The following is a 25,708-nucleotide window of genomic DNA, read 5'->3' as shown; positions in this document are numbered from 1 at the left end:
CAGGTATCTCGAGGCACCCAGATCAGCAATTCGTAAAGAAGCTAGTTCAGCGAGCGCGGAACTACCCCAGCCCTTCCCAAACCATCCTCTGTCGCAGCGCCGGTGCCAGTACCATAGCCGCTATGACGCTGCCGACCAGCAGCACCCAGGCCCCGAAGTACGTGAACAGCTTGAGCTCGGGCGCCAGCGGCGGACCGAAGTCCGCGGCCATGAGGATGACACCGCCGAGGATGAGCGCAGTGGACACGATCACCTGAATGAACTGCTCGACCGTTGATTTGAGCAGTCCCTTGATCATTGAAATGTTCAGACCGCTGGTGCCGACGTCGAGGGTACCGTCCTGGAGGTGGCCGGCGATGCGTGAGAGCTGCCCGGGTAGTTCTGCGATCTGCGGGGCTACGGCGGCACCGTAGAGTGCGATCTCCTGCCGATCGACGCCCAGTCCGCCGACCTCGCGCAGAAGGGTGCGTCCATTCTGAGTCACCAGGGCGAGCAGATTCAGCTCAGGGTTGAGCTTCATGATCGACCCCTCGAGTGTGCTGATCGCACGGAAGGCAGTGGCGACCGAGGCGGGCATGGGGAAACCGAAGTCGACAACGAAGTCGATGAGCTCCCCGAACAGTGCCGCCGAGGTCGAGCCCGGCAGGCCGTCACCGTATTTGAGCAGGATCTGTCCGATTTCGCGCTGCAGCTCACGAAGGTTGACGTCACTCGGTGTTCCGAGGAGATCAAGGATTGCGGCCGTCGCCGCTTGCGAGTTCTGCGAGTCGAAGGCCATGAGCAGCAGGGCAATCGCACGGCGGTCACGTTTGTCGATGCGACCGACGGCCCCGAAGTCGACGAGTCCGGCCCTTCCTGCGGGTGAAATGACAATGTTGCCCGGGTGCAGATCGGCATGGAAGATGCCCTTGCCCAGCACCTGCCGGACGACCATGAGGAAGAGGTCCTGGGCGATCTCGTTTCTGGCCAGCTCCGAAAGATTCTCGACAACCTCGGTGGCGTGTGAGAGCGGAACACCCTCGATGAGATCCATAACGATGACGTACTCACCGGAGTACTCCTTGTACACCCGTGGGATGCGCACCATGGAGTCCGTCCCCGAGGTGGAGCGGCCCGTCTCATCGGCTGTGCGCAGAGCCTCGATATGGGACAACTCCCCGCGGTAGTCGAGCTCACCCTGCAGGGAATCGACGAAGCTGCGGGCGAGTTTTCCGATGCCGACCTTGCTGGCCCACTCGGTCGAGCGCTCAAGCCGCTCGGACAGGCTGAGGACGATATCGCAGTCGGCTCGGACCTGTTTGCGGATCTTGGGTCTTTGCACCTTGACGGCGACAACCCGGCCCTCCCACGTAACTGCGCGGTGGACTTGGGCAACCGAGGCAGCAGCGAAGGGGACCTCATCGAACTCTTCGAACACCTCGGCGACGGGCTTGCCCCACTGAGCCTCCAGCTGACCTTTGACCTCACTGAACGGCACCGGCGGGACACCGGCCTGCAAGGTCGAGAACTCTTCGACGAATTCGTGCGGGATCATGTCACCACGAGTGGCGATGAACTGGCCGAGCTTGATGAAGGTGACACCGGCCGCGGCGAGCGCGTCACGCGTGGTCGATGCGATCTCGCGCAGGGACACCCGCAGGGTCGGGATCCGCGGTTTGAGGTAGCGGGAGAGCCCGAATTGAATGAGGATCTTCTGGATCTGAGCCAAACGATTGAGCCTGCGATACCAGGTGGGGATCTTCGGCGCCGATCGCAGCAGCGAGGTCAGCGATCCTGTCGGGAGGACGAGCTCGATGGCCAGGAGCACGAACATCTGGATGACGATGAACCAGGCGAACAGCAGGAGGAAGACCATGATGGCCGGGAAGCTCATGTCGAGGGTCGGATACTTGCCGCCCTCGGCGATTCCCAGTAAGCGATAGGCCTGGAGGGTGATCGGCCAGATCGAGAGCCCCATGGCGAGGGAAACGATGGTGTTGCGAGCTGCACCCGTGCCGGTGAACATCATTCGCCGGACGAGGAAGCCGACGATAAGTGCGCTGAGGACGCCCAGCCCGATGGAATAGAGGATCGTCACCCGTCAAGCCCTTCTGTCGTTCGATCAGATGCGCAGAGCGGCGCTGGTGTGCGCCGTCACCAGCCTAATTGATCAAGACCCACTGAGATTGAGAGTTTGCAGTGCATCATGATGTTCACGTTCGTCACGCCCGGACTGCATTTAAGAATAGTCTCGAGACGGTGATGCTTTGGAGACCACTACTGAAAGGCAAGGAAGATGACTATTGGAGCGTTTGGCACCTTTTGGGACCGCAAGCTAGTCGCCTGGAGTGAACACTCATGGAGACTACTTGGACGGCAAGGACTCAATAGGGGCAATCTACGAATAGCAGATTTCCGCAGAGCACGGGGCGTGTACATTCTCTACAACGACATCAATGTCTATTACGTCGGCCTTGCCAATTCTGATAGAGGGATTGGAGGTCGACTCCACGATCATCTTAAAGACGAACACGGCTCAGGATGGAATCGATTCTCATGGTTCGCGTTCGATGGTCCTGATGATGCCAACGAAATCGACAAAGATGGCGTAGTCAAAGTGGTCCAAGAGTACTCCTCCATCGAGCTCGATGCGACCGTCTTGAATCGGGATTTGGAAGCGCTCCTTCAAGCGGCAACACAACCGATGGCCAACATCTCGAGGACCAATTTCAGTGACGCCGATGAATGGCTGCAGGTCGCAACCCGAACTCCAGTGGTGAAGACATTCGACGATCTGAGCACCAGGCTATTGCCTGAATAGCAGCATCAGGGGCAATCGATCAATCCGGTTAGCTGGCTAGGGATAGCCAAGCCGGATATTTCGAAGCCGATCGAAGGGTGGGCGGCCGAACGGCTTGAACTTCATGCTCGTGTATTCGAGTCCTGAAAGTCACCTTCAACTACTGACAACACTCACTCCGGCCGATGCTCGGCCATGGCCTTCTCGAAGAGCTGCGTTCCGAGCTCGTCGTAGTTCGCATCCTTCGGGTACCACTCGTCAAGCGCAGCGAAGTCGCCTTTGTCGTCATAACCGAGCTCGGTGACACTCTTCTGCCAGTCGGCGCCTGCGGTCTTCAACGTCGACTGCGCGTCGGGAACGCCGGCCTTCTTCGCCGTCTTATCGGACAGCGTCTTGGCGTACTTCGCCATCTGCTTCTGCACGTCGTCATCGAACGGTTCAACCGATCCGTCGTTGGCCTTCGCCTGCTCGACGGCCTTCGCCTTGGCGCCGATGACGACCTCCATCATGGTGGAGAACGTCGTCGACATCGAGTCGAACACAATCTGCTGGTAGGCCACCGGCAGCTCCGAGTATTTCTTCCCGGCTGTGATGGCACCGGCAGAGCGCGCGATTCCCGCATCGGAGGCGACTCCGATATTCGGGGCGACCTCGAACGTGCCAGCCTCGACATTCGGGGCGAGCTGCCCGAGATCGCAGTCCACGGTTCCCCGCTGCAGCGCCTCATAGGTCTCCGGGAATGACAGCGACACCGGAGTGGCCCCAAGATTGGTGACCTGCTTACCGGCGGCGGCCGAACCGACACGCAGCTGCTTGCCCTTCCAATCATCGAGAGACGCCATCGGCTTCGAACACATTGTGGAATACCCACCGGCGGCGAGCATCGGGATGAGTGGCACGAGTTTCTTGTCCTCGAACTCGGCCAAAACCTCGGGAGTCTCCCACGCCGCCTGGACACCGGCGGCATTCGCGGCCAGGTCGCTGGCGACCGGTGACGACGGCAGAGTCGACATGGCCGTACCGAGCGCGTCGAAGGCCGGGTATTCGGCCGGGGTGTAGGACGGCAGTGTGAAGGCGAGATCGACTCGGCCGTCGGCCAGGGCATCATCGACGTCGGCGTAGTTGGCGATGGCCTGACCCCAGACGATGTCGACGGTGATCTTCCCGCCCGAGCGCTCTTCGATCGCCTTCTTCACATCGAGCCCGTTCGGCGCGAGGATCGACTTCTCCGACATCGCCGAAGGCTGGAATTTCAGGGTCACGGGTTCAAGATCGGCCAGTGCCTCATCGATCTCGTCCTGCGATGCGTCGTAGGCGAAGCCCTCCCCTGCGGAGGCATCCGAGTCTGAATCGCTCCCGCCGACAGATCCGGCGCATCCGGCCAAGAGCGCCAGCGACGCGAGCGTCGCGATGGCGGTGAGAGGGCGGACTGCCGCCGACCGAATGCGATTCATGGGACCCCTTTGAACAATGACTGAGAGTTTCCTTAGATCATAGAGCTGAATGAGTCCACCTCGTTATGACTCCCCTCACACCTCCCGAAATCCCCGCACCGGCGTGTGCGACGGAACTGCAGGGCCACCTCGGCGAGGGTCAGCTGCTGGCCATGCCACCGCTGGTGCGCTCGATGAGATCCGGCAGCCATTCGGTCATGCCTGGTACGGCGACCAGGAGGACGAGGAAGACCACGGCGACGGGGAGGAACCACAGCAGGGAGATGAAGATGTCGCGCAGCGTGATGGTGTGTCCGAGGTTGACGGCTTTGTCCTTGACGATGCTGTTGATGATGTAGGGGATGATGCCGACAGGCGGGGTGATCATGCCGAATTCGCCAAGCAGGACGACGAAGACACCGAACCAGAGTGGGCTGACTCCCATGGTCTCGAGCGTCGGCAGCAGGATCGGGATGGTCAGCAGCATCATCGACATGGTGTCGAAGAACATGCCCATGATGACGTAGAGGACGATGAGCACGAGCAGGAAGCCCACCCGCGAGAGCCCGAGGCCGTTGATGAATCCCGTGAGGATGGGGGCAAGCCCCGTGATCGCGAGCAGGCTGGTGAGCATCGTCGCGCCGATCATGATGAAGAAGATCGCCGAGGTGGCCGACACCGTGGCCATGGCCGAGTCCGCGATCTTTCGCCAGGGATGGTCGCCGCGTTTCTCCCACAGGCACAGCAGAACGGAGCACAGTGCGGCGGCGGCTCCGGCCTCGGTGGGGGTGAAGATGCCGGAGAACATGCCGCCGAAGAGAACCACGAGGATGACCAGGAAACCCCAGACTCCGCCGAGTGACGTCAGCCGTTGGTGCCAGGTGGGTGTCGTGCGGTCGGCGGAATCGACGCCGCGGCCGACGAGTCTCGGCGCGATGACACCGATGGCGAAGATGAAGACGGCGAAGCACAGCGCCAGCAGAATCCCGGGCAGGGCGCCGGCCATGAGTGCCGGGCCCACGGGCACGGAGGCGATGCCGGCGTAGATGACCATGAGGATCGACGGTGGGATGAGGTTGCCGGTCATGCCCGAGACCATGATCGTCCCGACGGCCATTCGTCTGTCGTAGCCGGCCTTGAGCATCTCGGGAATGCCGGCTCGGCCGAGGGCGTAGGTCATGCCGATCGTCGACCCGGTGACCGCGGAGAGTCCGGCGCCTGCGAAGGTCGTGCCGATGCCGATGCCGCCGGGCAGCCAGGAGAACCAGTGGTCGGCCACGCGGTAGATCTTGCCGGAGAGTCCGGATTGGGTGAGCAGCATGCCCATGAAGATGAACATCGGCAGCACGCTCAGCGTCCAGTCCGAGACCGCGCTGAACGGTGCCGTCGAGAGGATATTCATGGTCGCGGGGATGCCGCTAACCGCGTAGACGCCGACGATGGAGGGCACAGACAAGGCGATGGCGACAGGTACCGACAGAAACAGCAGCACCAGCATCATGGCGATGCACCAGGCGCCGCCGATCGCCGCCGAGGGACTGGTGAAGAGGCCGACCAGGCAGATGGCGACAAGGCCGAAGCCGATAGTCAGAGCGAGGTAGCCGGGCGGTCTCCGGCGGGAACCCGAGGGCAGCAGTTGAGGGCTGTTCTGCGTGCTGCCGTCCGGAGTCGGGCCGGTTGCGGAGGTATCAGTATTTGCGTTCACAGGTCGTTTCCGTCGGCGGCTCGTCAGTAGGTTCTGGTGTCGGCATCGTGCTCGGCCGGTTGCCCCGTGGCACGGTCGACCTCGGGTTCGCCGGCGCGGGCAATGAGGATGGCGTCGAGGACGTAAAGCGTGGCCAGGAGGATGAAAACGATCGGGACGAGGAAGTAGACCGGCCAGGTGATGATGTCGGAGACGTCAGCGGTCGAGCCGATCGCCATGTTCTCGAGTGCCTTCATGAGACCGAACCAGGCGAAGGCGAGGGAGACGAGTGCGCCGAGGATGCAGGCGAAGACTGTGAACACCGAGGCGGTGGCTGGCCGTGCCCGGTCGATGGCCATGGTGACGGTGATGTGTTCCTTCTGCAACTGTGCGGCCGGGATGCCCAGCAATGCCACGATCGGCAGGTACCAATACTCGACGATCTCGTTGGTGCCGTAGATCGGGGCGTCGAAGAGGGAACGCGTGAGCGCGTGGATGACGATGTGGAGCATCATGATGATGATCGCCGCTGCCGTGGTGATCGTCAGGCACTTGTTGAGGACTGTGGTGAATGCCAGCATCACACATCACCTGCAACTTCCACCGCACGAAGCGCATCCAACAGATCCTCGACCTCCGACGTCGAGCGCAGACCATCGGGGATCATCGCGGTGACTCTGCGTGCCCCTGCTTCGTCGAGGACGATCGGGTCGATGCCGGCCACTTGAGAGTAGCGACGGGCGCTTCGCGGCAGAAGGGCAACGCCCAGTCCGTTGGAGACGAGCGACTGGATCGCACCCGGGTTATCAGTGATGTGTCGTGTGCGTGGTTCGAAGCCGGCACGCCGGCAGAGACGCTCGGCGGTGGAGCGGCAGCGCACACAGCCCATGATCCACGGCAGGTCCGCGACATCGCTGAGGTGAGTGATCTGTCCAGCACGGTTCCATCGTTCGGGGACCAGCAGGTCAAGATGATCGACCCCGAGGTCGACCGTGTCGTGAGCGGGCAGCCGCGGTGCCTCCTCATCTTCGTGATGGAACAGGAAGGCCACGTCGATCTCGCCTGCCTCCAGCAGAGTCATGGCTTCGGGCGGTTCTGTTTCGGCAACCTCGTAGGAATGGTGCTGGACGGAATCGGTGCCCGTACCGGAGGACGATGCGAGACTTCCCAAGGCTGCCGCCAAGGGGCCGACGACGAAGCTGGGGAATCCAGCCAGCCGGACATTGCGTCCGCCGAGGCCGAATGCTCTGGCCAGGTCGCCTCGTAAACCCGTCACCGAGGTGGCTATTTCGTTCGCGCGGATGCGTGTCAGTTGGCCGGCGGTGGTCAGCACGATGCCGCGAGAGGTGCGTTCGAAGAGTTTGACGCGGAGGTCCTTTTCGAGCGCATTCATGTGTTGGGACAGCGCCGGTTGTGACCAGCCTAGGTCGCGTGCGGCTGCTCCGATGCTGCCCGCCTCGGCGATCGCGCCGAAGATCAGCAGACGTTTCGGTTCGCCGACGTCGAGCGCCTGCTCAAACACATTTGCCATAAGTCCAGCTTATGTCATAGCAGAATCAACTGGGCCTACCGGGAGTCCCTGGTGAGGACGAGACTGGAGGGAAGACACTGATACACGAGGACGAGGAGACGAACAATGCGCAGGATCGGCCTGTTGGGTGGAATGAGCTGGCACTCAAGCATCGAGTACTACACGAAGATCAACTCGGCTGTGGCTGAGCGACTCGGCGGACATCACTCTGCACAGATCCTGTTGGACTCAACCGACTTCGCCGATATCCGCGACATGCAGGTCGCCGAGGATTGGACGGGCATGGATACCTCCCTGATCTCAACGGCACAGCGACTCGTTGATGGCGGCGCCGAGGCGGTGGCAATCGCGACGAACCTCATGCACAAGTGCGCACCTGCCGTAGAGACCGCGGTCAATACGCCTCTGATCCATATCGTCGACGCGATTGCGACGATGGCCAAGCATCAGGGCCATTCGACTCTGGCGGTGCTCGGCACGAAGTGGACGATGCTCGACGGCTTCTACACTAAGCGGCTCGAGGCACAGGGCATCGCGACACTGGTTCCTGACGAGGCCACATGCCTCGAAGTCGACCAGATCATCTTCGACGAACTCACTCAGGGTAAGTTCACTGATGCCTCACGTGTTCGCTATGCCGAGATCATGAAGGATCTCAAGGCTCGCGGCGCGGATGCTGTGGCACTGTCTTGCACGGAGATCGGGTTGCTGATTCCGCCGGAGACCGCTCCCCTGTCGGCCATTGATTCGGTTGATGCGCATGTTGCGGCGATTGTGGAGTGGATGATGGCGGAGGAGTCATCGTTGACCCGAGCTTGCAATTGACTCCCCTTTGCCTCAAAAAGGATCGACCGCGATTACAAGGATCCAGCTTCGCCGATTTGCATTCACATAATCACGGCGATTCCTCTGTCGCAGGTAAACGGGCGCCCAAGAGCTAGACAACAACTAGATTGATCACTGTGGAACGCAAGCCACATACCCAGACTGCGTGGCTGGTAATGGTAGCGTCGAAGGACCAGCACTCCAGTGAGCCAACACACTGCAGGAGATCAATCGCAATGAAGCTAGTCGACATGCTGGCACAAGCAATGGGCGCCGAACCCACTATCAAAAACCTTTGGTTGTCCACCCAAACGCGATCAGACGAGACGCGCATCGCACACAACATCATCTCTATATACCAACAACAGGGTCCCGATTCCATACCTGAGAAGTACAGTTATGAATTTCGCCCTGCCTTCCTCGCTGACTACATCGCCCAACATTTTGAACCATACCAAAATGAAAAGCAATTCATTTCGAGATCTTTGAGCTACGCAGATCAAGTCGTCGTCCCAGACGAACTAAGCAAGATATCGACTTCTTCGGATCCGGACAAGTCACTAAGCGAAAGTCGATTGAGTTCTTCTTTTGGCGTAAATTCCTTCGTATGGGCCTTAAGAAGAATAATCGACTATTCAGAATTGGAACAGAAGCAACTCCTCTATTATCACGCAGTAGATGCGCCTCTGGAGCCCAGATCGAATTTTTCACGAATTGCTCATGAGGCGTACGACGAGCTCTATCCGATTGTTGAGAAAAGGTATGGCTACGTCCACAACGCCGCCGGCGAATATTCGCGTCATAACATAGAGCAGGACCTCTCTATGTGGTTCCAGATGTTGAATCGAATTTTGACCCAAACAGCTTCGAATCCCACAACGATGGATCTCTACTTGCCTGATTGGATTGCTGGGCCAGATTTAGTTGAATGGATCGCAAAGAGCAGATCATCGTGGCTTCCGAACACGTTGAAGTTGCCCGAAGCCCTAGACTCGGAAACCATCCGCGAACAAGGTGCACTTCGAAATATGGTATCTCTTCCCACTTATGCCAAGGAGCTCATTGATACGATGCAGCCTTCCGATCTTCTAAAGATTCGGGAACGCGACAAGATGACCGAATGGCGCAATACGGTCCGTGGTGACTTGACACTACTTTCGACCGACCTTGACATTGCAGATCGACTGGATCTAATCAATAGGATCAGGAATCGCACATCGGAAATTAGAAACGACAATAAATCGAAATTTCAAGGAATTGGATCGGAGCTGAAAGGGGTAATCTTCGCAGGAATTACGTCCGCCCCGCTGTCCGCGATGCTTGGGCTGGATCTAGCAAGTACCGTAGCAACAGCTACAGCTCCTCCCCTGGCACTGTACTTACATCAAATTAGTAACAAAGTCTTGGGTAGAAATCAAGCAACCGATCCGCCTTCTGCAAGAGATAGAGAAGCGGAGGCGGCTAGTTTGAACATGTTCTTAAGTGACCCTTTCGATCCACCTGCCAACGGTAATCGAAAATCACCAACCAGTTTTCTGACCACCACTGACGGTCTTCCATTTGATTTTGACCCGCTTGGAGGCCCGCAATGATCGACGCCGAATCCATCGAAGGCTTCCATTTGTTGGCCCTAAAGGATCGAGATGATCAAGCCCGAATTTTCATACTAATTCCTTATGATGACATTCCCGTTGAGACGCGTGGTCAAATGGTGAGTGGGGTTGACTTATCTGAAGGTCACCCTGTTTATCACATGGATCCGCTGGTGGCATTCTTAGGTGCGACCGCTGAAACTGATAGAACTTTAGGTTTTGCTCGACTTCTTGACTTGCAAGAGTCCGGAGAGTGCATCATTGGCAATTTAATCGAGGCTCCCAAGAGCTTCTCTTATAGTGAACCATTCGATGAATTTACGGATGCACAGAAACCTCCGATCGTCTTGGCCTACGAAGACTATTTCCTGGCTGACTACATCGCCAGATCAAACACCCATATAGACGCCGCCTTTGTATATTTTATGCGCAAGTGCGTTGCCGGCGCTATACGCTTGATTCAGTTTTAGGATCTTCTCGACCTGCACTCCAAAGGCAAAGACTAGGACCAACGATACACATCTGCGAAAGCCAGTAATTGTTTATATATTTCAATCAATATCAATAGTTTTGCGTCTCACTGTAGAGATTTACGAGTCATCTTTGTTTAGCCACCAAAAGGCTGTGAACCAGATGCTCCGGTCACACAAGTGTCATCTGGACAGCGAGCCACGCCTTCCATTCCCAGAACTTCTTCGTCGCACGAGCGCATTCGCAATTGAGCTGGCCGGAAAAGGCGCGGATGCGCCGGATTCCGTGCAGAGCGTTAACCAGCCACACCTCGTGTCTCAACAGATCGGATGGTCGCACCCGCCGATACTCGATCCTGATGGACCGTCTGCGAGCTTCGTCTTGGATCAGTGAGGTGGTCACGCCCGGAAGCTGAGCGAGCTCAGGATGCGGAACGCACAGTGTCTCGTCCTCCCACCACAGCAGGCTCGAGGTTGCCGATTCGACGGCGAACCCGTGTTCGTCGACGAGCAGCACCTCGTCGCACCTATGCTCCTCGTGCGCCCGAGTCCGCAGCTCGCCGAGACGTCCAATGTCTGGGCCTTTTGTCTTCGGGTGTTGACGCGGATCGGAGAATGGTGGGATCCACACGTCGAGTTCGTCGGTGCGAGACGGTACTGGTCTCAGCCGAAACCCGAGGGCAGGTTCGTCGTCGCCGAGGACCTCTACTCTGGGGAACCACTCCCCCGAACGCGGAATGAGGTCGATGAGCGCTGAACAGAAGTCGGTCGAGTCCGCATCAGTGCACCCCAGCTCGAGAGCAGCCTTGCTGAATCGTCGGCGATGCCTTTCGAATGCGCGGACTCTGCCATCACCGACGAACCAGGAATCTGCGAGTCGGAGTTCACCGGTTGCACCACCCGACACGAATTCTCTGCGCAGTGGGTCCCAAGTCCAGCTCCTCATGTCGCGGTGCCTTCCCTATCAATTGGTTCCTCGTGATCATTGATGAGTTCCTCGTGATCGAGGTTGGCATCGCTCACACCCCGACCAAGCGGCAGGCTCTCGCCCGCTCCAGGAAATACTGCGTCGCCGAACAGTCGCAACAGAGGTGCGGCCTTTGCCACAGTTTCAGCGTATTCGTCCTCGGGGTCAGAGAGGGCGACGATTGCACCACCGACCCCGTACCGAACGGTGCCATCGGCAACGACCAGCGTCCTGATGACCACGCTGAGATCGACGGCGCCGTTGAGGGAGAAGTAGCCGACTGCCCCGCTGTAGACACCCCGGGGACCGGTCTCGAGTTCGTCGATGATCGACATCGTCCGCAGCTTCGGCGCCCCGGTCATCGATCCCGGTGGGAACGCCGCTCGGACGCACGCCACCGGGGAATGTTCGGGGTCGAGGACCGCACTGACCGTACTCACCATCTGATGGACAGTGGCATAGGATTCGATGCCGAAGAGCACGTCGACATCGACAGACCCGAGTTCGGCAGTGGCGCCAAGATCGTGGCGGACGAGGTCGACGATCATGAGGTTCTCCGAGCGATCCTTCTCCGAAAACTGCAGCTCCTCCTTGATCGCGGTGTCGTCCTCGTCTGTGCGGCCGCGTGCTCGTGTGCCTTTGATCGGTTTGGACTCGACCCGACCGTCAGAGCCGATGCGCAGGAAGCGTTCCGGAGATGTGCTGAGTATCGTCGCGTCTTTCGACACGAGATAGACGCCGAACGGGGTCGGGTTCTGTGCTCGCAGAGCGAGGTATGCGCTCAGAGTGTCGAACTCTCCCTCGGCTTCGAGCATATTGGTCAGACAGACCTCATAGGTCTCACCGTCGGTGATCTTCTCCAGCACCCGCTCGATGTTGTCACGGTATTGCTTACGGGTTTGACGGGCCATCAGCGACGTCGCGGTAAGCGCAGCGGTGTGGGAGGCCGGGCCAACGTGCGGTCCCCCAGGGGCCAACGGGTCGGCGGAAGCGAATTCCTGGATCGCAGCCCTCGCCTGGGCGCACCAGGTCTCGCAGTCTGTTGGTGACGAGCCGAGTCCGTTGAGTGCCAGCAGGTAGACCTTCGACTCATCGTGGTCGATGACGACAGCGCGGTCGAGGAACATCAGGGAGGCGTCTGGCAGGTCCGAGTGGTGCTGGTTAGGCGAACCGACCTCTGCCTTCAGCTCGTATCCCAGGTATCCGACCCAGCCGAGGCGGAAGTCGAAGGGAAGCGCCGGAGCCTCGACGTCGATGGCGTCCAGTTCGGCTTCGAGCCAGTCGAACAGGCCGCTGCTGACTGTCGCCTCAGTGGCTGTTGTACCCGCCGGAGTACTTCCGGTGTATCGAATGCGGATTGTGCCGGTGCGCGTATCCGCCGAAGCGACTCGGCCGTTCGGCCCGGTAGGCGCACCCATGATGGTGAACCTCGATGAACCACTGCTTGGGTCATTGCCATCGAGCCAGACAGCTTCCTCCGCGTCCCCGTACAACCCTGCGAAGATGGTCTCGACCGGTACCGACAGCTCCAAGGCTTCCACCTGAAGGACCACTGTGACCGGCTCGGGTCGGTCAAGGGTGCCGGAGGACAGAGTTCTGGAGCTCGGAGTCCCGGAACCCAGAGTCCCAGTGGTCGAGGGTTCCGTCTCTCCGCTTGCCCACTCCCGGGTCAGTCTTGCGAAATTGCCCAGCAACGCCAGGCTGTGCTCGGTCGAGATCGATTCGGGATGAAACTGGACTCCCCACTGCGGAAGAGTTCGATGACGCAGACCCATGATGACTCCGTCGTCGGAATAGGCAGTCACTTCAAGCTCCTCGGGAACGTCGGTGACGACCAGCGAGTGATAGCGCACCGCGTTGAACGTCGGCGGAAGACCGGTGAAGAGATCGACGCCGAAGTTCCGGATCTCTGAGAGCCGACCGTGCCGTGGGCTGGGAGCATGAGCGACGGATCCACCGTGAGCCAGGGCGATCCCCTGATGCCCCAGGCAGATGCCGAGGATGGGAATTGTCGCCGTCGCAATCACCTCAGCACAGATGCCGAAATCCGCGATCTTGTCCGGGGAACCTGGCCCGGGTGAGATCACCACATTGTCGTACCCAACCAGTGCACCCGGGTGCCAGTCGGTCCAGTCATTGGACACAACGACCGGCGGGATGCCGTTGACCTCGGCGAGGTAGTGGTAGAGGTTGAAGGTGAACGAGTCGTAGTTGTCGATGAGAAGTGTGCGGATCACTGCTCTGCCGATGCGTCAGTCTGCCGGTGAACTCTGCGAAGACCGAGGAGTTCAGCCGAGGACGAGCCGCCGCGTGGACGTCTCCAAGCCAGCGGCCGCCTCGGCGATCAAGGACTCTTCACTGTCAGCACCGGCACGCACGTAACGACCGGTGAATGCATCGAGCGATCCCGAAGCCAACGCCACGGCCAGGTCGGTGACCTGGGACGGACTCGTCCAGTCGCCCTCACCGCGGAAGTCATGGACGGGCATCGACTTCGTCATCTCGGTCTCGACTACGCCGGGTGCCATCTCGAAGATCCGCAGACCCTTCTCGTGGCCGAAGTGGACGACGGAATCGGCGAGACGGAACAAGGAGGCCTTCGACGCCGAGTACACGGCATACGCCGGAGTCCCTTGCGCTCCCGACCCCGAGTTGAGGTCGATGATGCGGCTGGGACGACCGGTCGCCTCGGCGTTTGTGATCAATACGGGCGCGAAGGCGTTGACCATGAGGGCAACGCCGAGGACGTTGGCGTCGACGACACCCTTGATGCTCTCCGGGTCTGCCTCCCACAGCGGGCCCTCGGTGGACTCGATGCGGCCGGCGTTGTTGACCAGAACCTGCATACGGCGGCCACTCTCAGATTCGAGCGCTGCGACCGCAATGCGCAACGCCGACACCGAGTCGATGTCATCGGCGCGCAGCTCCAACCCGGTGACCGCTCCTCCGGTGGCCTCGACGATCTCCGCCGCCGCTGCCTCAGCCTTCGACGCCGAGGTGGCTGTGACGACCACGTGGTAGCCGGCCTTCGCGAACGCTTCGGACAGGTAGCGGCCGATGCCGCGGGCTCCACCGGTCACGACCGCGATGGTCTCGGACGGCACAGCTGTCGCCCCCGCGCTCGCACCTTCTGTGGGCAGGTTGGTTCCGTAGGGCAGCTTCTCGGTCATGGTCAGACTCCTCTGATGTTCGGTTCGGATGTGACAGGACCCGGCCGGGATACCGAAGCAACCGACCGGGCCATCATGCGTTCAGTCCTCAGCTGCGGACTTCAGCGTTGTGGCGCTCAGCGGCCAGCTGCGTCGCAGCCTCACGCATTGCTGAAGCGTCATCGGCCTTGAGCGTACGATCCGGTGCCCGGAACGTCAGGCGGAAGGCCAGGGACTTCTTGCCCTCGGGCAGCTGGTCACCGGTGTAGAGGTCGAAGGTCTCGAGAAGCTCAAGTTCCTCCCCCGCACCTTCGCGCAGCGTCGCCGCCAGAGTCTGCGTGGGCAGTGACTCGTCGACGATGAGGGCGACGTCCTGACGCGAGACTGGGTAGGTTGACAGGGCACCATCCCAGGTCCGCAGATCATCCTGTGCCAGTAGGGCGTCGAGATCAATCTCGAAGGCCACGGTCCGCGCGGGCAGTCCCAGGTTCTCGCACACCTTCGGGTGCAGCTCACCGGCATGACCGAGAGTCTGACCGTCGGCGAGGAGGAACTTCGCCGCCCGACCCGGGTGCCAGGGGGCAACCTGGTCCGCGTCGACGGTGACCTCGATGCCGTTGGTACGGGCGATACGACGAACAGTGTCGATGACGTCGGTGGCCTCGGCCTTGCGGCCCTTGCCCCAGACGCCGGGCAGTTCGACGTTGCCGGAGATGATGCCCGCGTAGTGGTACGGCTGGGCGGGAACCGAGGCGTAGACCTCCTCGAGTTCCGCATCCGTCGGGTGGTAGCCGGGCAGGTGCCGTGGTCCGGGACCGGCAGGCAGTCCCGCCGAGGTGGAGACGAGCCCGGCCTCGAACAGGGCGACATCCTTGGCTCCACGACCGAAGTTGCGTGCCACCAGTTCGACCAGGGTCGAGAGCAGGTTGGTGCGCATCAGCGGCAGGTCTTCGGACATCGGGTTCGCCAGGCGGATGTGCTTGCGGCGCACATCGTCGGCTTCAAGGCGCAGCTGATCATCACGCTTATCGGACGTGAACGGGTAGGACAGCACCTCCGTGTACCCGTCGGCGGCGAGCAGATTAGAGATCCGGCGCCGGGTGCGCTGTGCTTCGGTCATGCCCTGTCCGGCGCGAGCGGCCGGTTGGATCGATGGGATCCGGTCGTAGCCGCCGGTGCGGGCGACTTCTTCAATGAGGTCGACGTCTGCGGTGATGTCCGTGCGCCAGGAGGGCACGGTCACGGCCAGACGGTCCTTGCCGATGACCTCGATGCCTGCACCGATGCCTTCGAGCAGCCCGGTCACCTCGGCGGTGGTGTAGTCGACGCCGACGAGCGAGTCGACGCGCTTGATCGGAAGCTCGATGACGGTGGGCTCGGGAACCTGCCCGACCTGTGTCGTCGCCGGGCTGAGTGTCCCGCCGGCGAGTTCGACGAGCAGGTCAGCGCAGCGGCGTGCGGCCACGGGGCCGAGCAACGGGTCGACTCCACGTTCGAAGCGACGCGAGGCCTCGGAGGACAGCTTGTGCCTCCGTGCGGTCCTGGCGATCGAGATCGGATCGAAGTGAGCGGACTCGATGACCACGTCGGTCGTCTTATCGTTGACCTCGACCGCGGCGCCGCCCATGACACCGGCGAGACCGATGATCTTGCCGCTGGTAGTGCCTGAACCCTGTCCACCGCGGTCGGTGATGAGGAGGTCCTCGGCGTCCAGGCTGCGTTCGACATCATCGAGGGTCGTGAATTTCTCCCCCGCCTGCGCGCGGCGAACGACGATCTCCTCGCCCAGCAGCGCCGTGTCATAGGCGTGCAGGGGCTGACCGAGTTCGAGCATGACGTAGTTCGTGACATCAACGGTGAGGCTGATGGGGCGCATGCCTGCGGCGATGAGTCGGCGCTGCATCCAGAACGGGGTTGTCGCTGCCGGGTCGAGCCCGGTGACCTGCAGGGCGGTGAACTGGTCGCAGCCGACGTTGCCGTCGATGGGGTTGGAGTCCTCGATGACGACAGGGAACCCGTCATCGGTGGGGGCGTTGACCTCGGCGACGGTGGGGCTGCCGATATCGGTGAAGGACTGGCCCTTCATCTGCGCGTACTCGCGGGCGATGCCGCGCATCGACAGCTGGTAACCACGGTCAGGGGTGACGTTGACGTCGAGGGTGACCTGGTCGAGTCCGAGGAGGGCGATCGCATCGTCGCCGGGCTCGCCACTGAGGCCGAGGTCGGTGAGGACGATGATGCCGTCGTGGTCCTCGCCGAGGCCGAGTTCCTTGGCCGAGCAGATCATGCCGTCGGACTTGTGGCCGTAGGTCTTGCGCGCAGCGATCTGGAAATCACCGGGCAGGACGGCTCCGGGCAGGCAGGCGACGATGAGGTCGCCGACGACGAAGTTGTGGGCACCGCAGATGATGCCGCGGCTGGGACGTTCCTCGCCGGGCTGCGGGTCCTTCGGATCATCGGCATCTTCGTTGTGTGCGGGGCCGACGTCGACACGGCACCAGTTGACGGTCTTGCCGTTCGAGTGCTCTTCCTTGACAAGTTCGAGGACGCGACCGACGACGAGGGGCCCGGTCATCTCGGGGCCGAAGAAGTCCTCTTCCTCGAGTCCGATCGACGCGAACTCCGCGGCCAGGGCATGGGGATCCGTATTAGCCGGGAGATCGACGTAGTCGGCCAGCCAGTTCAGTGGGACGCGCATATCAAGCCTTCATTCCGAAACGTGCCGAGAAGCGCACATCGCCCTCGACCATGTCATGCATATCGTTGATTCCTTCGCGCAGCATCAGTGTGCGCTCGATGCCCATACCGAAGGCGAAGCCCTGGTAGACGTCGGGGTCGATGCCCGCGGCCTTGAGCACATTGGGGTGGACCATGCCGCAGCCGCCCCATTCGATCCAGCCGGGCCCGCCGACCTTGTTGGGGAACCAGAAGTCCATTTCCGCGCTCGGTTCGGTGAACGGGAAGAAGCTGGGGCGCAGGCGGGTCTTCGACTCCGGGCCGAACATCTCGCGGGCGAAGCCGTCAAGGGTGCCCTGCAGGTTGGCCATGGTCAGGCCCTTGTCGATGGCGATGCCCTCGATCTGGTGGAAGACCGGGGTATGGGTGGCATCGAGTTCATCGGTGCGGAAGGTCTTGCCCGGGCACACGATGTAGAGCGGGACACCGCGCTGCAGGAGTGAGCGGGACTGAACCGGGGACGTGTGGGTGCGCAGCACGAGGCCGGCCTCAGGGGGGTCGACGAAAAAGGTGTCCTGCATCTGGCGAGCAGGATGGTCGGGTCCGAAGTTGAGGGAATCGAAGTTCAGCCACTCGGATTCGATCTCGGGGCCTTCGGCAACTTCCCAGCCGAGGCCGATGAAGTAGTCGGCGGCCTGTTCCTGGATGAGGGACAGCGGATGGCGAGCGCCGAGGCGGTTGCGGTCAGTGGGCAGAGTGACGTCGATGGACTCTTCGATGAGAACTGCTGCGTCGCGCTCGGCTTCCAGCTCGGCCTGACGGGCGTCGAGGGCCTTCTTGACCTGGCCGCGGGACTTGCCGACGATCTTGCCGGCGGCGGCCTTATCGGCCTTGTCGAGTCCGCCGATGGCCCGGTTGGCCAGCGCCAGCGGGGCCTTGTCGCCCGTGAACTCGATCTTCGCGGCCTTGAGATCGTCGAGGGTGCGTGCGTCCGCGAATGCGCTCAGTGCCGCGTCAACGGCCGCGTTCACGGCCGACTCATCCAGAGGGTCGAGCTGGTCAGTCATCAATGTCCTTCATCTGCGTAATCTGCATCTTCTGCGTACTTCAATGCCGTTTGTCTGCTGCGCTCAAGTCTATCGCCTGTGATTCCGTGCTCGACCACTCGTCCGGATCGTGTCCCGCCGCTCCTGTGGCTCCCACCCTCGCCGAGGCGGCTCCACCGGATCCCTGTCCGTGCCCACATCTGTGAGCTGAGTCATCGAGGCCCCACTCCAAAAGATGTAGTGTCGAAACATGACGACTCAGCGAGCTTCCGATGTCATGGTCAAGGCCCTGGAGAACGAGGGAGTCGAACGCGTCTTCGGCATCCCCGGTGAGGAGAACATCGACTTCATCGATTCTCTGCGCCAGTCCTCGATCGAATTCGTCCTCACCCGCCACGAACAGGCTGCCGCGTTCATGGCCGCAACCTATGGGCGTCTGACAGGCAAGCCAGGAGTGTGTCTGACCACGCTCGGTCCCGGCGCGCTCAACTTAGCGACCGGTGCGGCCTACGCCCACCTCGGCGGGATGCCGGTGATCATGATCACCGGCCAGAAGGGGATCCGCACAGCCGAGCAGGCACGCTTCCAGATCGTCAATACTGTGGCGACGATGAAGCCGCTGACGAAGGACAGCCGACAGATCACCTCGGCGAACATGGTCCCCACCATGGTCAGGGAGGCCTTCCGCGTCGCCCGGTCCGAACGGCCGGGCCCGGTCCACCTGGAACTTCCCGAGGACATTGCCGCCATGCCTGTCGAGCATGCAGACCTGATCCAACCGCACACGAATGGACGGGCGACTGCCAGCGATGACGCCGTCGATGCCGCAGCCCAGGTGATCCGGAATGCCAAGCGGCCACTGCTCATGCTCGGCGCCGATGCCTCGCGCTCGGACTGCAGCGAGGCGCTCTCACGGTTCGTCTCCCGGGTGCGCATCCCCTATTTCACCACTCAGATGGGCAAGGGATCCGTGTCCGGCTCGTCCGACCTGTACATGGGCACCGCGGCCCTGACCAGCCGAGACTACGTCCACGATGCGATCGAGAAGGCCGATGTCATCGTCACCATCGGCCACGATACGACCGAGAAGCCGCCGTTCACGATGGACGAGAACGGACCGACCGTCGTCCACGTCGGCTACCGGGCAGCCGTCGTCGAGCAGGTCTACTTCCCGCAGGTCGAGACCATCGGTGACTTGGGCCCCAGCCTCGATCGACTCGCTGTGGAACTCGTCGGTCATGTGCCCAATGCCGGGGCACTGTTGCCGATGCGGGCAGGGATTCTGGAGAAGATCGAAGAGCGTTCGACCGATGACCGGTTCATTCCGCAGCGCATCGTCGCCGAGGTACGCACGGTCATGCCCGTCGACGGGATCGTGGCGTTGGACAACGGCATGTACAAGATCTGGTTCGCCCGCAATTACCGCACCACCCGGGCCAACACTCTCCTGCTCGACAATGCATTGGCGACGATGGGTGCCGGTCTCCCGTCTGCCATGGCTGCGAAACTGACCTACCCGGATCGCCGGGTCATGGCAGTCGTCGGTGACGGTGGGTTCATGATGAACAGCCAGGAGATGGAGACCGCTGTTCGCCTCGGCCTTGACCTCGTGGTGCTCGTCCTCGAAGACAGCTCCTATGGCATGATTCGGTGGAAGCAGGCCGTGGACGGCATGCCCGACTACGGCCTCACGTTCGGCAATCCGGAGTTCGTCGCCTATGCCGAGTCCTACGGGGCAACCGGGCATCGGCTCGAGAATGTCAGCGAGATGAACGAGGTCCTCGAGTCGGCCTTCGCCGCCGGTGGAGTCCACCTCGTCGTCGTGCCCATCGACTATTCGGAGAACGAGCGAGTTCTCATCGATGAGTTGGGTGAGCGAGCGACTCAGGCGCTGGACAATCAGTAGGGCTGACTTCAGAGTCCGGCTGAACCTGCCGCACTATCCAACTGACCTTGCGGCGCTGTTTGCCGCTCTGCCTGCCAAGACGGCGCAGATGACTACGAGCACCCATCCGACTACGGACAGGACGTGGCCAGTTGTGGTGGCATCCGATATCTCGGCGAAGAACAGCGCTACTGCATGGCAGATGCTGATGGCGGCCATGGCAATGAGGTAGGGCCTGCCCGCGCGCTGCCCTGCCTTCCACGACGCATCGGATGCGCGCGTGTGCCGCGTCCGGATCCCGATCACAGAGTTCCTGCCGATCGCCTGTCTGCGCTGTGCGACGATCATCAAGACGCTGACCGCCGTCACGATCAGGTAGCCCATCATCGGCGGGTAGAACATCGGTGCTGCTCCCCTCCTGCTCTCCTTACGGATCCGTTGGACCAGCCTCGTCGGCGGTCATTCGACCGAGATGCCGAGTTCGTGCGCGAAGAGATCGGCGAAGAGCATCAGTTGTGTTTCATCAATGGTGGCTCCGCGCAATGAGTGGACTCCGGAGATCTTGTGCGGCTGCAGGCCCCGGAGGTCCACATTGCCCAGCGTCGCCTGTTCGCACTGGAGCACTCCGACCGTGGAGCCGGGGAATGACACTCGGTTGACCTTGGCTCGGTCGAGGTCAATCTCGTCGATGACGCAGTCGCGAAATTCGACGTCGGTGAGTTTGGCTCCGCGTAAATTGAGGTAGGAGATGCGGCAGTTGTTGAAGGTCGTTTTCTCCCACACGCTGTCATGGAAGACTCCAGCACCGATCCGTGTTCCAGAGATCACGGTATGGATGAAACTTCCCCGTGGCATCGTCCATGTATCGGCGCGGGAGTCTTCGATCTTCGAGCCCGAGAAACGTGCACCGGTGAGATCCACTGGGTCCTCGGCTGCCCCGAAGTTCACGCGGGACAGCGAACAGTCCAGGTACGTGGCCTGGGTGGAATCCACCTCGGCGAGGTCAAGGTCCGTGAACTCCATGCCCTCTAGAAACTCTTCCGGACCGATATCACCGAGGTAGCCAGGCGTCAGGTTCGTCAGCTTGATCTTGGGTTCGCGAGGAGCTTCAGTCGTCATAGGCTCACCGTATCGGGTTCCGGTGACACACATGCCGTCGGGCACACCCGCCTTCCTAGTGCCTACTTCCAGCTGCATACTACCGAGCCGTCTTCGCGCTGTTTCGCATGTTTCGCCGTCGTTCAACGTTGAGCCAGGCTTTCCCTGTTGCCTCGGCGGGAAGAGCTGGCTCCGCGTTGAACGAGCGGCCGCGCAGTGTGGATGCTTGTGCTAGTCAGCCTGTGGTTCCTGTGGTGCTCGCGACGCGTGCTTTGATTCTGAGGAACACATCAGCGGAGAAGAGGTCTTGCCACCGGAGGCGGAATACCGAATATCCGAGGTTTCGCAGCCTGTACTCACGTTGACGTTCGCGCTCGAGTTCTCGTCGCGGATCTCGGCCCGGCAGATGGTACTTTCCAGCGCCGTCGAACTCTGCGACAGTTTTCGCTCGCCTATTTGCGAAATCGGTTCGCGCGACGAAGTTCCCGTTCTCATCGCGAATGGTCACCTGTGGTTCGAACCCTGGAATGGAGAACTCGACGAATCGCACAGCACAGATGGATTCGGCGATCGACTCGCGGCGACCGTCAGCGAGCCCCAACACCCGATCGACCCGGCGTTGACGCGTCCGCACCGGGTGCGCTTCGCAGTACTCCCTAACCAGCGGCAAGGTCACCAGGGAAGTGTGGATAGCGGCGTCGATAACGGCGACCGCGAACGCAAGCGGATAGTCGCGAGCAATATCGGCCAAGGTGCGCAGCAACGTGGTCACGCGTGCTCCGTCGATCTCGCATACCTCGGCTGATCCGTAGTCCCGGCGCCTCATCAGGAGGGTGTTCCGGCGGACTCCATGAGTCGGATGAACCACCTCGGCGACTATGGACTCATCGCGGTCGAAGTAAGGGATAGGCAGCCCATGCACGATGAGAGCGCTTCTGTGCGAAAGTGTTGCCCCTGGCGGAAGGTCGCCCACGTACGATCTGACGAGAATGCGCAGGTCCTCATCACGTTTCCTCATTCCCGCGGTCTCCACCGGGAGATGCGTGCGATCGGAACCAGCGATCAGTGCGATGTGCTCGTGAATCGGCGTCTGGCACTGTCGTTTCACGAGGTATCGGCCGGACCGCACCCGTCGGAGACAGCAGGCCAGGGCGTTGTCGATCTGGTGTGAAGACCAACCAGCAGCCGTGAGTTCTGCAGTGCTCAGACAGACGAACATGCCATCAGCATCTGCGATGACGACACTTACCGCAAGATGACACGAAGCGCCTGTGGACAACAGACCACTCGCCATCACAGGCGGATCGATGACGCTCTGCCCACCATTCGAAACTGTCGTTCAACGCTGAAGGAGGTTTTCGCTCCGAGGCAACGGGGAAAACTTGACCCAGCGTTGAACGAGAGGCAGTTGCCTCACATCCGCTGGTTACGTGCGCTCTCGTAGATGCACACGCTGGCGGCTGTGGCCAGGTTGAGGCTCTCCGCCTTGCCGTAGATCGGCACGGCGGCCGAGGCGTCGCAGAGTTCCAGGTCCTTCTCGCCCATCCCCCACGCCTCGTTGCCGAAGACCCAGGTGGTGCGAGCGGTCAGGTCGAGACCGGAGTCCCAGGGGTGGTGGAGGTCATGGGCATCGTCGTTGGCGTCCGCGGCAAGGACCTGAAGTCCACGGGCACGGGCCAGTTCGGTCACCTCGGACAGTCCCACACCGGTGACCACGGGGACGTGGAACAGCGAGCCAGCTGTCGAACGCACGGTCTTGTCGTTGTAGATGTCGACACTCGAGTTGGTGAGCACCACGGCATCAGCACCGGCGGCATCGGCCAGGCGGATGATCGTGCCGGCGTTGCCGGGGTCACGGACCTGCGAGAGCACCACGATGAGCTGAGCTTCTTTGTCGATCACCGAGTCAAGGGCCACATCGAGGTGTTCACACACGGCGACGACACCTTGTGAGTTCACGGTCGTCGCCAGTTCGGCAAGCACCTCCGGGGTCACGATGTTCCAGTCGATCTGTGCGCCCTTGACGGTCTCGACGAATTCGGGATGAACCTCGGCCGCTTCCTCGGTGATGAAGAGGTCGACGACAGCACCCTTGGGATCGATGGTCGAGCCCATCCACTCCGGAACACCAGGATTGTGCCCGTCAAGGTCCTGCGAGACATGACGATCCAGCGCTTCTCGCACGGCCTGCGGCCCTTCGACGAGGAACTGCCCCGAGGTCTTGCGGCCGTGGCGCTTGAGCAGCTTGACGGCGTTCTTGATCCGTTTCGACTGTGTGGAGGAGATGACGTCTGGAAGCTTCATGGAGTTTGTCGACCCGCGTTCTGGAAGTGCTGGAAGTGCTGAGACAAATTCAACGGCCCCGAACCAAGTAAGTTCGGGGCCGTTGAGAGTATGAGGACCGGCAGCTCAGGCTGCGGCGGTCTTCGCTGCGTTGACGTCAGCCGGAAGAGCTTCCTTGGCAACCTTGATCAGGTGCGCGAAGGTGGCTGAATCGTTGACGGCGAGCTCGGCGAGCATACGGCGGTCAACCTCGACGCCAGCGGCCTTGAGGCCCTGGATGAAGCGGTTGTACGTCATGCCGTTGGCGCGAGCACCGGCGTTGATGCGCTGGATCCACAGGCGACGGAAGTCACCCTTGCGGGCGCGACGGTCACGGTAGCTGTAGACCAGCGAGTGGATGACCTGTTCTTTGGCCTTGCGGTACAGGCGCGAGCGCTGTCCACGGTAGCCGCTTGCCCGGTCAAGGATGACCCGGCGCTTCTTGTGAGCGTTGACCGCTCTCTTAACACGTGCCACGTGTTACTCCTTCAAAATTGGTTCTGCCGGCGGTGCCGGAGTCTGGTTCAAGCTATGGGAACCACATGCGTGGCTGCCCGGGATTGGAGACCCGAGAGGGTCTCACCTGCCCTTGAGCTTGCCCAGAAGCTTGCGGGCTTTGGCGCGATCTCCGCCGGTGAGGACCTGGTCCTCCGCAACGCGACGCTTACGGGCCGAGGACTTGCCCTCGAACTTGTGCTGGTTGTTCACGCCTTCACGCATGATCTTGCCAGTACCCGTCACACGCATGCGCTTCTTGGCGCTGCTGTTCGTCTTCTGCTTCGGCATCGAGCCGTTCTCCTTTGCATTTCGTTGTCGGTGGCGGCCACCGCCAACTACTTCACACGCTGAAACCGTTCAGGCTCCAGCGAATCGGTACTTACTACTCACGCGTCGGGCGCTGCGTGCTTCTCTGCAGCGACGCGATCGCGTCGGGATTTCACCTCGGCGACGTTGCCCTTGGCATCTGATGATGCCTTGCGGGCCTCGGCCTTGGCGTCGGATTTTGACTTATGTGGGCCAATGACCATCACCATGTTGCGTCCGTCGACTCGTGGTGAGGATTCGACGGTGCCCAGGTCCGACACATCTTCGGCCAGGCGGTTGAGCAGCTTGATGCCCATTTCGGGGCGAGACTGTTCACGTCCGCGGAACATGATCATGACTTTGACCTTGTCGCCACCGGCCAGGAAGCGGGTCACATGCCCCTTCTTGGTCTCGTAGTCGTGTTCATCGATCTTGAGACGGAAGCGGATCTCTTTCAGCGCAGTGTTCGCCTGGTTCTTGCGGGCTTCTCTGGCCTTCTGAGCAGATTCGTATTTGAATTTCCCGTAGTCCATAAGTTTGGCTACGGGAGGCTTCGCCTGCGGTGCAACCTCGACCAAGTCGAGATCAGCCTCGCGAGCGAGGTCGAGTGCCTTGCGAATGGCAACGATACCGACCTGTTCACCGTTGGGTCCGACCAACCGGACCTCGGGAACCCGAATCCGGTCATTGATGCGCGTCTCGCTGATGTGTTCACTCCTTTTTAGCTCAAATGATGTCGTGGCAATAGAAAAGGCTCCCATTGACCACATGCCAAGGGAGCCTGCACACACATCAGAGCAACGGAATTGAAACCGCAGCACATCAAGTGAATACACCTCGATCTGAACTCTTCTGCCTCAAGCTTGCACCCGGGCTGTCGATCATCAGATCATTGGACCCGATCGCTCTACACGATCAAGGTGGGAGTCAGACCCCGCTTCGCACCACGATTCAGTGTACTACGCTTCATGACACTTCGCACATCGAGGTCGATCGTGCAATCGCCGGGTCAATCATATGTCAAGCTAGTCCCATGAGTTCTGAAAATTCTGTACCCGCCGAGGCGGTTGCCGATGTCACTCGTGATATCGCCGAAGTACCAGCCGTCGAGGTCATCACATCAGCAGCTGTGCACCTGATGTCCGCTGCCGCCGTCAAATGCGGACTGGCCGAAGACTCCCCCGAAGCTCCGGCAGCAGAGCTGCAGGATCTCGACGAGGCGCGCAAGCTCATCACCGCACTTGCCGGCTTGGTGACCGGAGCCGCCACCGTCATCGGCGACCACCATGCTCGCCCCCTGCGCGATGGCCTGCGCAGCCTCCAGCTGGCCTTCCGTGAAGCCTCGGCCATTCAGGACGAGCCCGGACAGGGCCCCGGCGAGAAGTTCACCGGTCCCGTTCGCTGACACAAGCACGATGTGTGCCGGCAGTCTCGTCGCGCACCAGTC

Annotated in this window: 23 protein-coding genes; 6 read left to right on the top strand and 17 right to left on the bottom strand. The window is 61.1% G+C overall.

All coding sequences use genetic code 11. The features are described 5' to 3' along the window. Positions 1-61: 61 nt before the first annotated feature. Complete coding sequence (locus HU144_RS10695; protein WP_235351330.1) at positions 62-2,077, bottom strand: ABC1 kinase family protein; 2,016 nt, start codon at positions 2,075-2,077, stop codon at positions 62-64. A gap of 333 nt (positions 2,078-2,410) precedes the next feature. On the opposite strand from HU144_RS10695, the gene HU144_RS10690 reads away from it, so the two are divergent. Then, the gene (locus HU144_RS10690) at positions 2,411-2,800 is read left to right on the top strand and encodes a GIY-YIG nuclease family protein (protein WP_235351329.1); all 390 of its coding nucleotides are present in this window, start codon (positions 2,411-2,413) and stop codon (positions 2,798-2,800) included. A gap of 152 nt (positions 2,801-2,952) precedes the next feature. Here HU144_RS10690 and dctP read toward each other — a convergent pair whose 3' ends face one another. The 4 genes from dctP to HU144_RS10670 all read right to left on the bottom strand — a co-directional run bounded on the left by dctP (position 2,953) and on the right by HU144_RS10670 (position 7,427). Continuing rightward, positions 2,953-4,233 (bottom strand): TRAP transporter substrate-binding protein DctP, encoded by a 1,281-nt coding sequence (gene dctP, locus HU144_RS10685; RefSeq protein WP_235351328.1) that lies wholly within the window; start codon positions 4,231-4,233, stop codon positions 2,953-2,955. Between the two features lie 139 nt (positions 4,234-4,372). After that, positions 4,373-5,917: a TRAP transporter large permease gene (locus HU144_RS10680; RefSeq protein ID WP_235351327.1), complete on the bottom strand. Its 1,545-nt coding sequence runs from the start codon at positions 5,915-5,917 to the stop codon at positions 4,373-4,375. A 23-nt stretch (positions 5,918-5,940) separates the two neighbouring features. After that, positions 5,941-6,477, bottom strand: coding sequence for a TRAP transporter small permease (locus HU144_RS10675; RefSeq protein ID WP_235351326.1), 537 nt, complete (start codon positions 6,475-6,477; stop codon positions 5,941-5,943). Then, positions 6,477-7,427: a LysR family transcriptional regulator gene (locus tag HU144_RS10670; RefSeq protein WP_235351325.1), complete on the bottom strand. Its 951-nt coding sequence runs from the start codon at positions 7,425-7,427 to the stop codon at positions 6,477-6,479. The genes HU144_RS10675 and HU144_RS10670 overlap by 1 nt, the downstream gene beginning before the upstream one ends. A gap of 105 nt (positions 7,428-7,532) precedes the next feature. Here HU144_RS10670 and HU144_RS10665 point away from each other — a divergent pair, with 105 nt between their 5' ends. The 3 genes from HU144_RS10665 (at position 7,533) to HU144_RS10655 (ending at position 10,314) form a co-directional block, all read left to right on the top strand. Continuing rightward, positions 7,533-8,252, top strand: coding sequence for an aspartate/glutamate racemase family protein (locus tag HU144_RS10665; protein WP_235351324.1), 720 nt, complete (start codon positions 7,533-7,535; stop codon positions 8,250-8,252). Between the two features lie 236 nt (positions 8,253-8,488). Then, positions 8,489-9,844 carry a hypothetical protein gene (locus HU144_RS10660; protein ID WP_235351323.1) on the top strand — a complete coding sequence of 452 codons (1,356 nt, stop codon included), beginning with the start codon at positions 8,489-8,491 and terminating at the stop codon, positions 9,842-9,844. Then, complete coding sequence (locus HU144_RS10655; protein WP_235351322.1) at positions 9,841-10,314, top strand: hypothetical protein; 474 nt, start codon at positions 9,841-9,843, stop codon at positions 10,312-10,314. Before HU144_RS10660 ends, HU144_RS10655 begins: the two co-directional genes overlap by 4 nt. A gap of 172 nt (positions 10,315-10,486) precedes the next feature. Here the strand turns inward: HU144_RS10655 and HU144_RS10650 are convergent, their stop codons facing one another. The 5 genes from HU144_RS10650 to pheS all read right to left on the bottom strand — a co-directional run bounded on the left by HU144_RS10650 (position 10,487) and on the right by pheS (position 18,173). After that, positions 10,487-11,260 (bottom strand): aminotransferase class IV, encoded by a 774-nt coding sequence (locus tag HU144_RS10650; RefSeq protein WP_235351321.1) that lies wholly within the window; start codon positions 11,258-11,260, stop codon positions 10,487-10,489. Beyond that, positions 11,257-13,518, bottom strand: a complete 2,262-nt coding sequence (pabB, locus tag HU144_RS10645; protein WP_235351320.1) for an aminodeoxychorismate synthase component I — start codon at positions 13,516-13,518, stop codon at positions 11,257-11,259. The genes HU144_RS10650 and pabB overlap by 4 nt, the downstream gene beginning before the upstream one ends. 51 nt (positions 13,519-13,569) lie before the next feature. Further along, positions 13,570-14,451 (bottom strand): SDR family oxidoreductase, encoded by an 882-nt coding sequence (locus tag HU144_RS10640; protein WP_235351319.1) that lies wholly within the window; start codon positions 14,449-14,451, stop codon positions 13,570-13,572. 88 nt (positions 14,452-14,539) lie between these two features. Further along, on the bottom strand, positions 14,540-17,128 hold the full coding sequence (gene pheT, locus HU144_RS10635) for a phenylalanine--tRNA ligase subunit beta (protein WP_235351318.1): 2,589 nt from the start codon (positions 17,126-17,128) through the stop codon (positions 14,540-14,542). Between the two features lies 1 nt (position 17,129). Next, positions 17,130-18,173: a phenylalanine--tRNA ligase subunit alpha gene (gene pheS / locus HU144_RS10630; protein ID WP_235351317.1), complete on the bottom strand. Its 1,044-nt coding sequence runs from the start codon at positions 18,171-18,173 to the stop codon at positions 17,130-17,132. Between the two features lie 229 nt (positions 18,174-18,402). On the opposite strand from pheS, the gene HU144_RS10625 reads away from it, so the two are divergent. Then, on the top strand, positions 18,403-20,058 hold the full coding sequence (locus HU144_RS10625) for an acetolactate synthase large subunit (RefSeq protein WP_235351316.1): 1,656 nt from the start codon (positions 18,403-18,405) through the stop codon (positions 20,056-20,058). Positions 20,059-20,091: 33 nt separating this feature from the next. On the opposite strand, the gene HU144_RS10620 is transcribed toward HU144_RS10625, so the two are convergent. The 7 genes from HU144_RS10620 to infC form a co-directional block, all read right to left on the bottom strand. After that, on the bottom strand, positions 20,092-20,439 hold the full coding sequence (locus tag HU144_RS10620; protein ID WP_235351315.1) for an SdpI family protein: 348 nt from the start codon (positions 20,437-20,439) through the stop codon (positions 20,092-20,094). A gap of 57 nt (positions 20,440-20,496) precedes the next feature. Continuing rightward, positions 20,497-21,156, bottom strand: coding sequence for a pentapeptide repeat-containing protein (locus tag HU144_RS10615; protein WP_235351314.1), 660 nt, complete (start codon positions 21,154-21,156; stop codon positions 20,497-20,499). Between the two features lie 214 nt (positions 21,157-21,370). Beyond that, a complete protein-coding gene (locus HU144_RS10610; protein WP_235351313.1) occupies positions 21,371-22,153 on the bottom strand; it encodes a hypothetical protein in 783 nt (260 codons plus the stop codon). 395 nt (positions 22,154-22,548) lie between these two features. Next, positions 22,549-23,439 (bottom strand): TrmH family RNA methyltransferase, encoded by an 891-nt coding sequence (locus tag HU144_RS10605; RefSeq protein WP_069600389.1) that lies wholly within the window; start codon positions 23,437-23,439, stop codon positions 22,549-22,551. A 105-nt stretch (positions 23,440-23,544) separates the two neighbouring features. Then, the gene (rplT, locus tag HU144_RS10600) at positions 23,545-23,934 is read right to left on the bottom strand and encodes a 50S ribosomal protein L20 (RefSeq protein WP_009885052.1); all 390 of its coding nucleotides are present in this window, start codon (positions 23,932-23,934) and stop codon (positions 23,545-23,547) included. 102 nt (positions 23,935-24,036) lie between these two features. Further along, positions 24,037-24,243, bottom strand: a complete 207-nt coding sequence (rpmI, locus tag HU144_RS10595; RefSeq protein ID WP_009885053.1) for a 50S ribosomal protein L35 — start codon at positions 24,241-24,243, stop codon at positions 24,037-24,039. A gap of 98 nt (positions 24,244-24,341) precedes the next feature. Continuing rightward, on the bottom strand, positions 24,342-25,022 hold the full coding sequence (infC, locus tag HU144_RS10590) for a translation initiation factor IF-3 (RefSeq protein WP_198398250.1): 681 nt from the start codon (positions 25,020-25,022) through the stop codon (positions 24,342-24,344). A gap of 272 nt (positions 25,023-25,294) precedes the next feature. On the opposite strand from infC, the gene HU144_RS10585 reads away from it, so the two are divergent. Then, positions 25,295-25,666, top strand: a complete 372-nt coding sequence (locus HU144_RS10585; protein WP_204232392.1) for a DUF1844 domain-containing protein — start codon at positions 25,295-25,297, stop codon at positions 25,664-25,666. The last annotated feature ends 42 nt before the right edge of the window (positions 25,667-25,708 follow it).

It is taken from the genome of Brevibacterium sp. UCMA 11752, assembly GCF_021532235.1.
Taxonomy (GTDB): domain Bacteria; phylum Actinomycetota; class Actinomycetes; order Actinomycetales; family Brevibacteriaceae; genus Brevibacterium; species Brevibacterium antiquum.
The sequence above is the reverse complement of the archived record's forward strand: the minus strand, read 5'-3'. Positions and strand labels throughout refer to the sequence as shown.

What these genes read in the sequence shown, in the direction of transcription:
- dctP (WP_235351328.1), bottom strand. Translation starts at nt 4,233, where the DNA reads ATGAATCGCATTCGGTCGGCGGCAGTCCGCCCTCTCACCGCCATCGCG.
- HU144_RS10675 (WP_235351326.1), bottom strand. Translation starts at nt 6,477, where the DNA reads ATGCTGGCATTCACCACAGTCCTCAACAAGTGCCTGACGATCACCACG.
- HU144_RS10670 (WP_235351325.1), bottom strand. Translation starts at nt 7,427, where the DNA reads ATGGCAAATGTGTTTGAGCAGGCGCTCGACGTCGGCGAACCGAAACGT.
- HU144_RS10665 (WP_235351324.1), top strand. Translation starts at nt 7,533, where the DNA reads ATGCGCAGGATCGGCCTGTTGGGTGGAATGAGCTGGCACTCAAGCATC.
- HU144_RS10660 (WP_235351323.1), top strand. Translation starts at nt 8,489, where the DNA reads ATGAAGCTAGTCGACATGCTGGCACAAGCAATGGGCGCCGAACCCACT.
- HU144_RS10655 (WP_235351322.1), top strand. Translation starts at nt 9,841, where the DNA reads ATGATCGACGCCGAATCCATCGAAGGCTTCCATTTGTTGGCCCTAAAG.
- HU144_RS10650 (WP_235351321.1), bottom strand. Translation starts at nt 11,260, where the DNA reads ATGAGGAGCTGGACTTGGGACCCACTGCGCAGAGAATTCGTGTCGGGT.
- HU144_RS10640 (WP_235351319.1), bottom strand. Translation starts at nt 14,451, where the DNA reads ATGACCGAGAAGCTGCCCTACGGAACCAACCTGCCCACAGAAGGTGCG.
- pheT (WP_235351318.1), bottom strand. Translation starts at nt 17,128, where the DNA reads ATGCGCGTCCCACTGAACTGGCTGGCCGACTACGTCGATCTCCCGGCT.
- pheS (WP_235351317.1), bottom strand. Translation starts at nt 18,173, where the DNA reads ATGACTGACCAGCTCGACCCTCTGGATGAGTCGGCCGTGAACGCGGCC.
- HU144_RS10625 (WP_235351316.1), top strand. Translation starts at nt 18,403, where the DNA reads ATGACGACTCAGCGAGCTTCCGATGTCATGGTCAAGGCCCTGGAGAAC.
- HU144_RS10620 (WP_235351315.1), bottom strand. Translation starts at nt 20,439, where the DNA reads ATGTTCTACCCGCCGATGATGGGCTACCTGATCGTGACGGCGGTCAGC.
- HU144_RS10615 (WP_235351314.1), bottom strand. Translation starts at nt 21,156, where the DNA reads ATGACGACTGAAGCTCCTCGCGAACCCAAGATCAAGCTGACGAACCTG.
- HU144_RS10610 (WP_235351313.1), bottom strand. Translation starts at nt 22,153, where the DNA reads ATGAGGAAACGTGATGAGGACCTGCGCATTCTCGTCAGATCGTACGTG.
- HU144_RS10605 (WP_069600389.1), bottom strand. Translation starts at nt 23,439, where the DNA reads ATGAAGCTTCCAGACGTCATCTCCTCCACACAGTCGAAACGGATCAAG.
- rpmI (WP_009885053.1), bottom strand. Translation starts at nt 24,243, where the DNA reads ATGCCGAAGCAGAAGACGAACAGCAGCGCCAAGAAGCGCATGCGTGTG.
- infC (WP_198398250.1), bottom strand. Translation starts at nt 25,022, where the DNA reads ATGGGAGCCTTTTCTATTGCCACGACATCATTTGAGCTAAAAAGGAGT.
- HU144_RS10585 (WP_204232392.1), top strand. Translation starts at nt 25,295, where the DNA reads ATGAGTTCTGAAAATTCTGTACCCGCCGAGGCGGTTGCCGATGTCACT.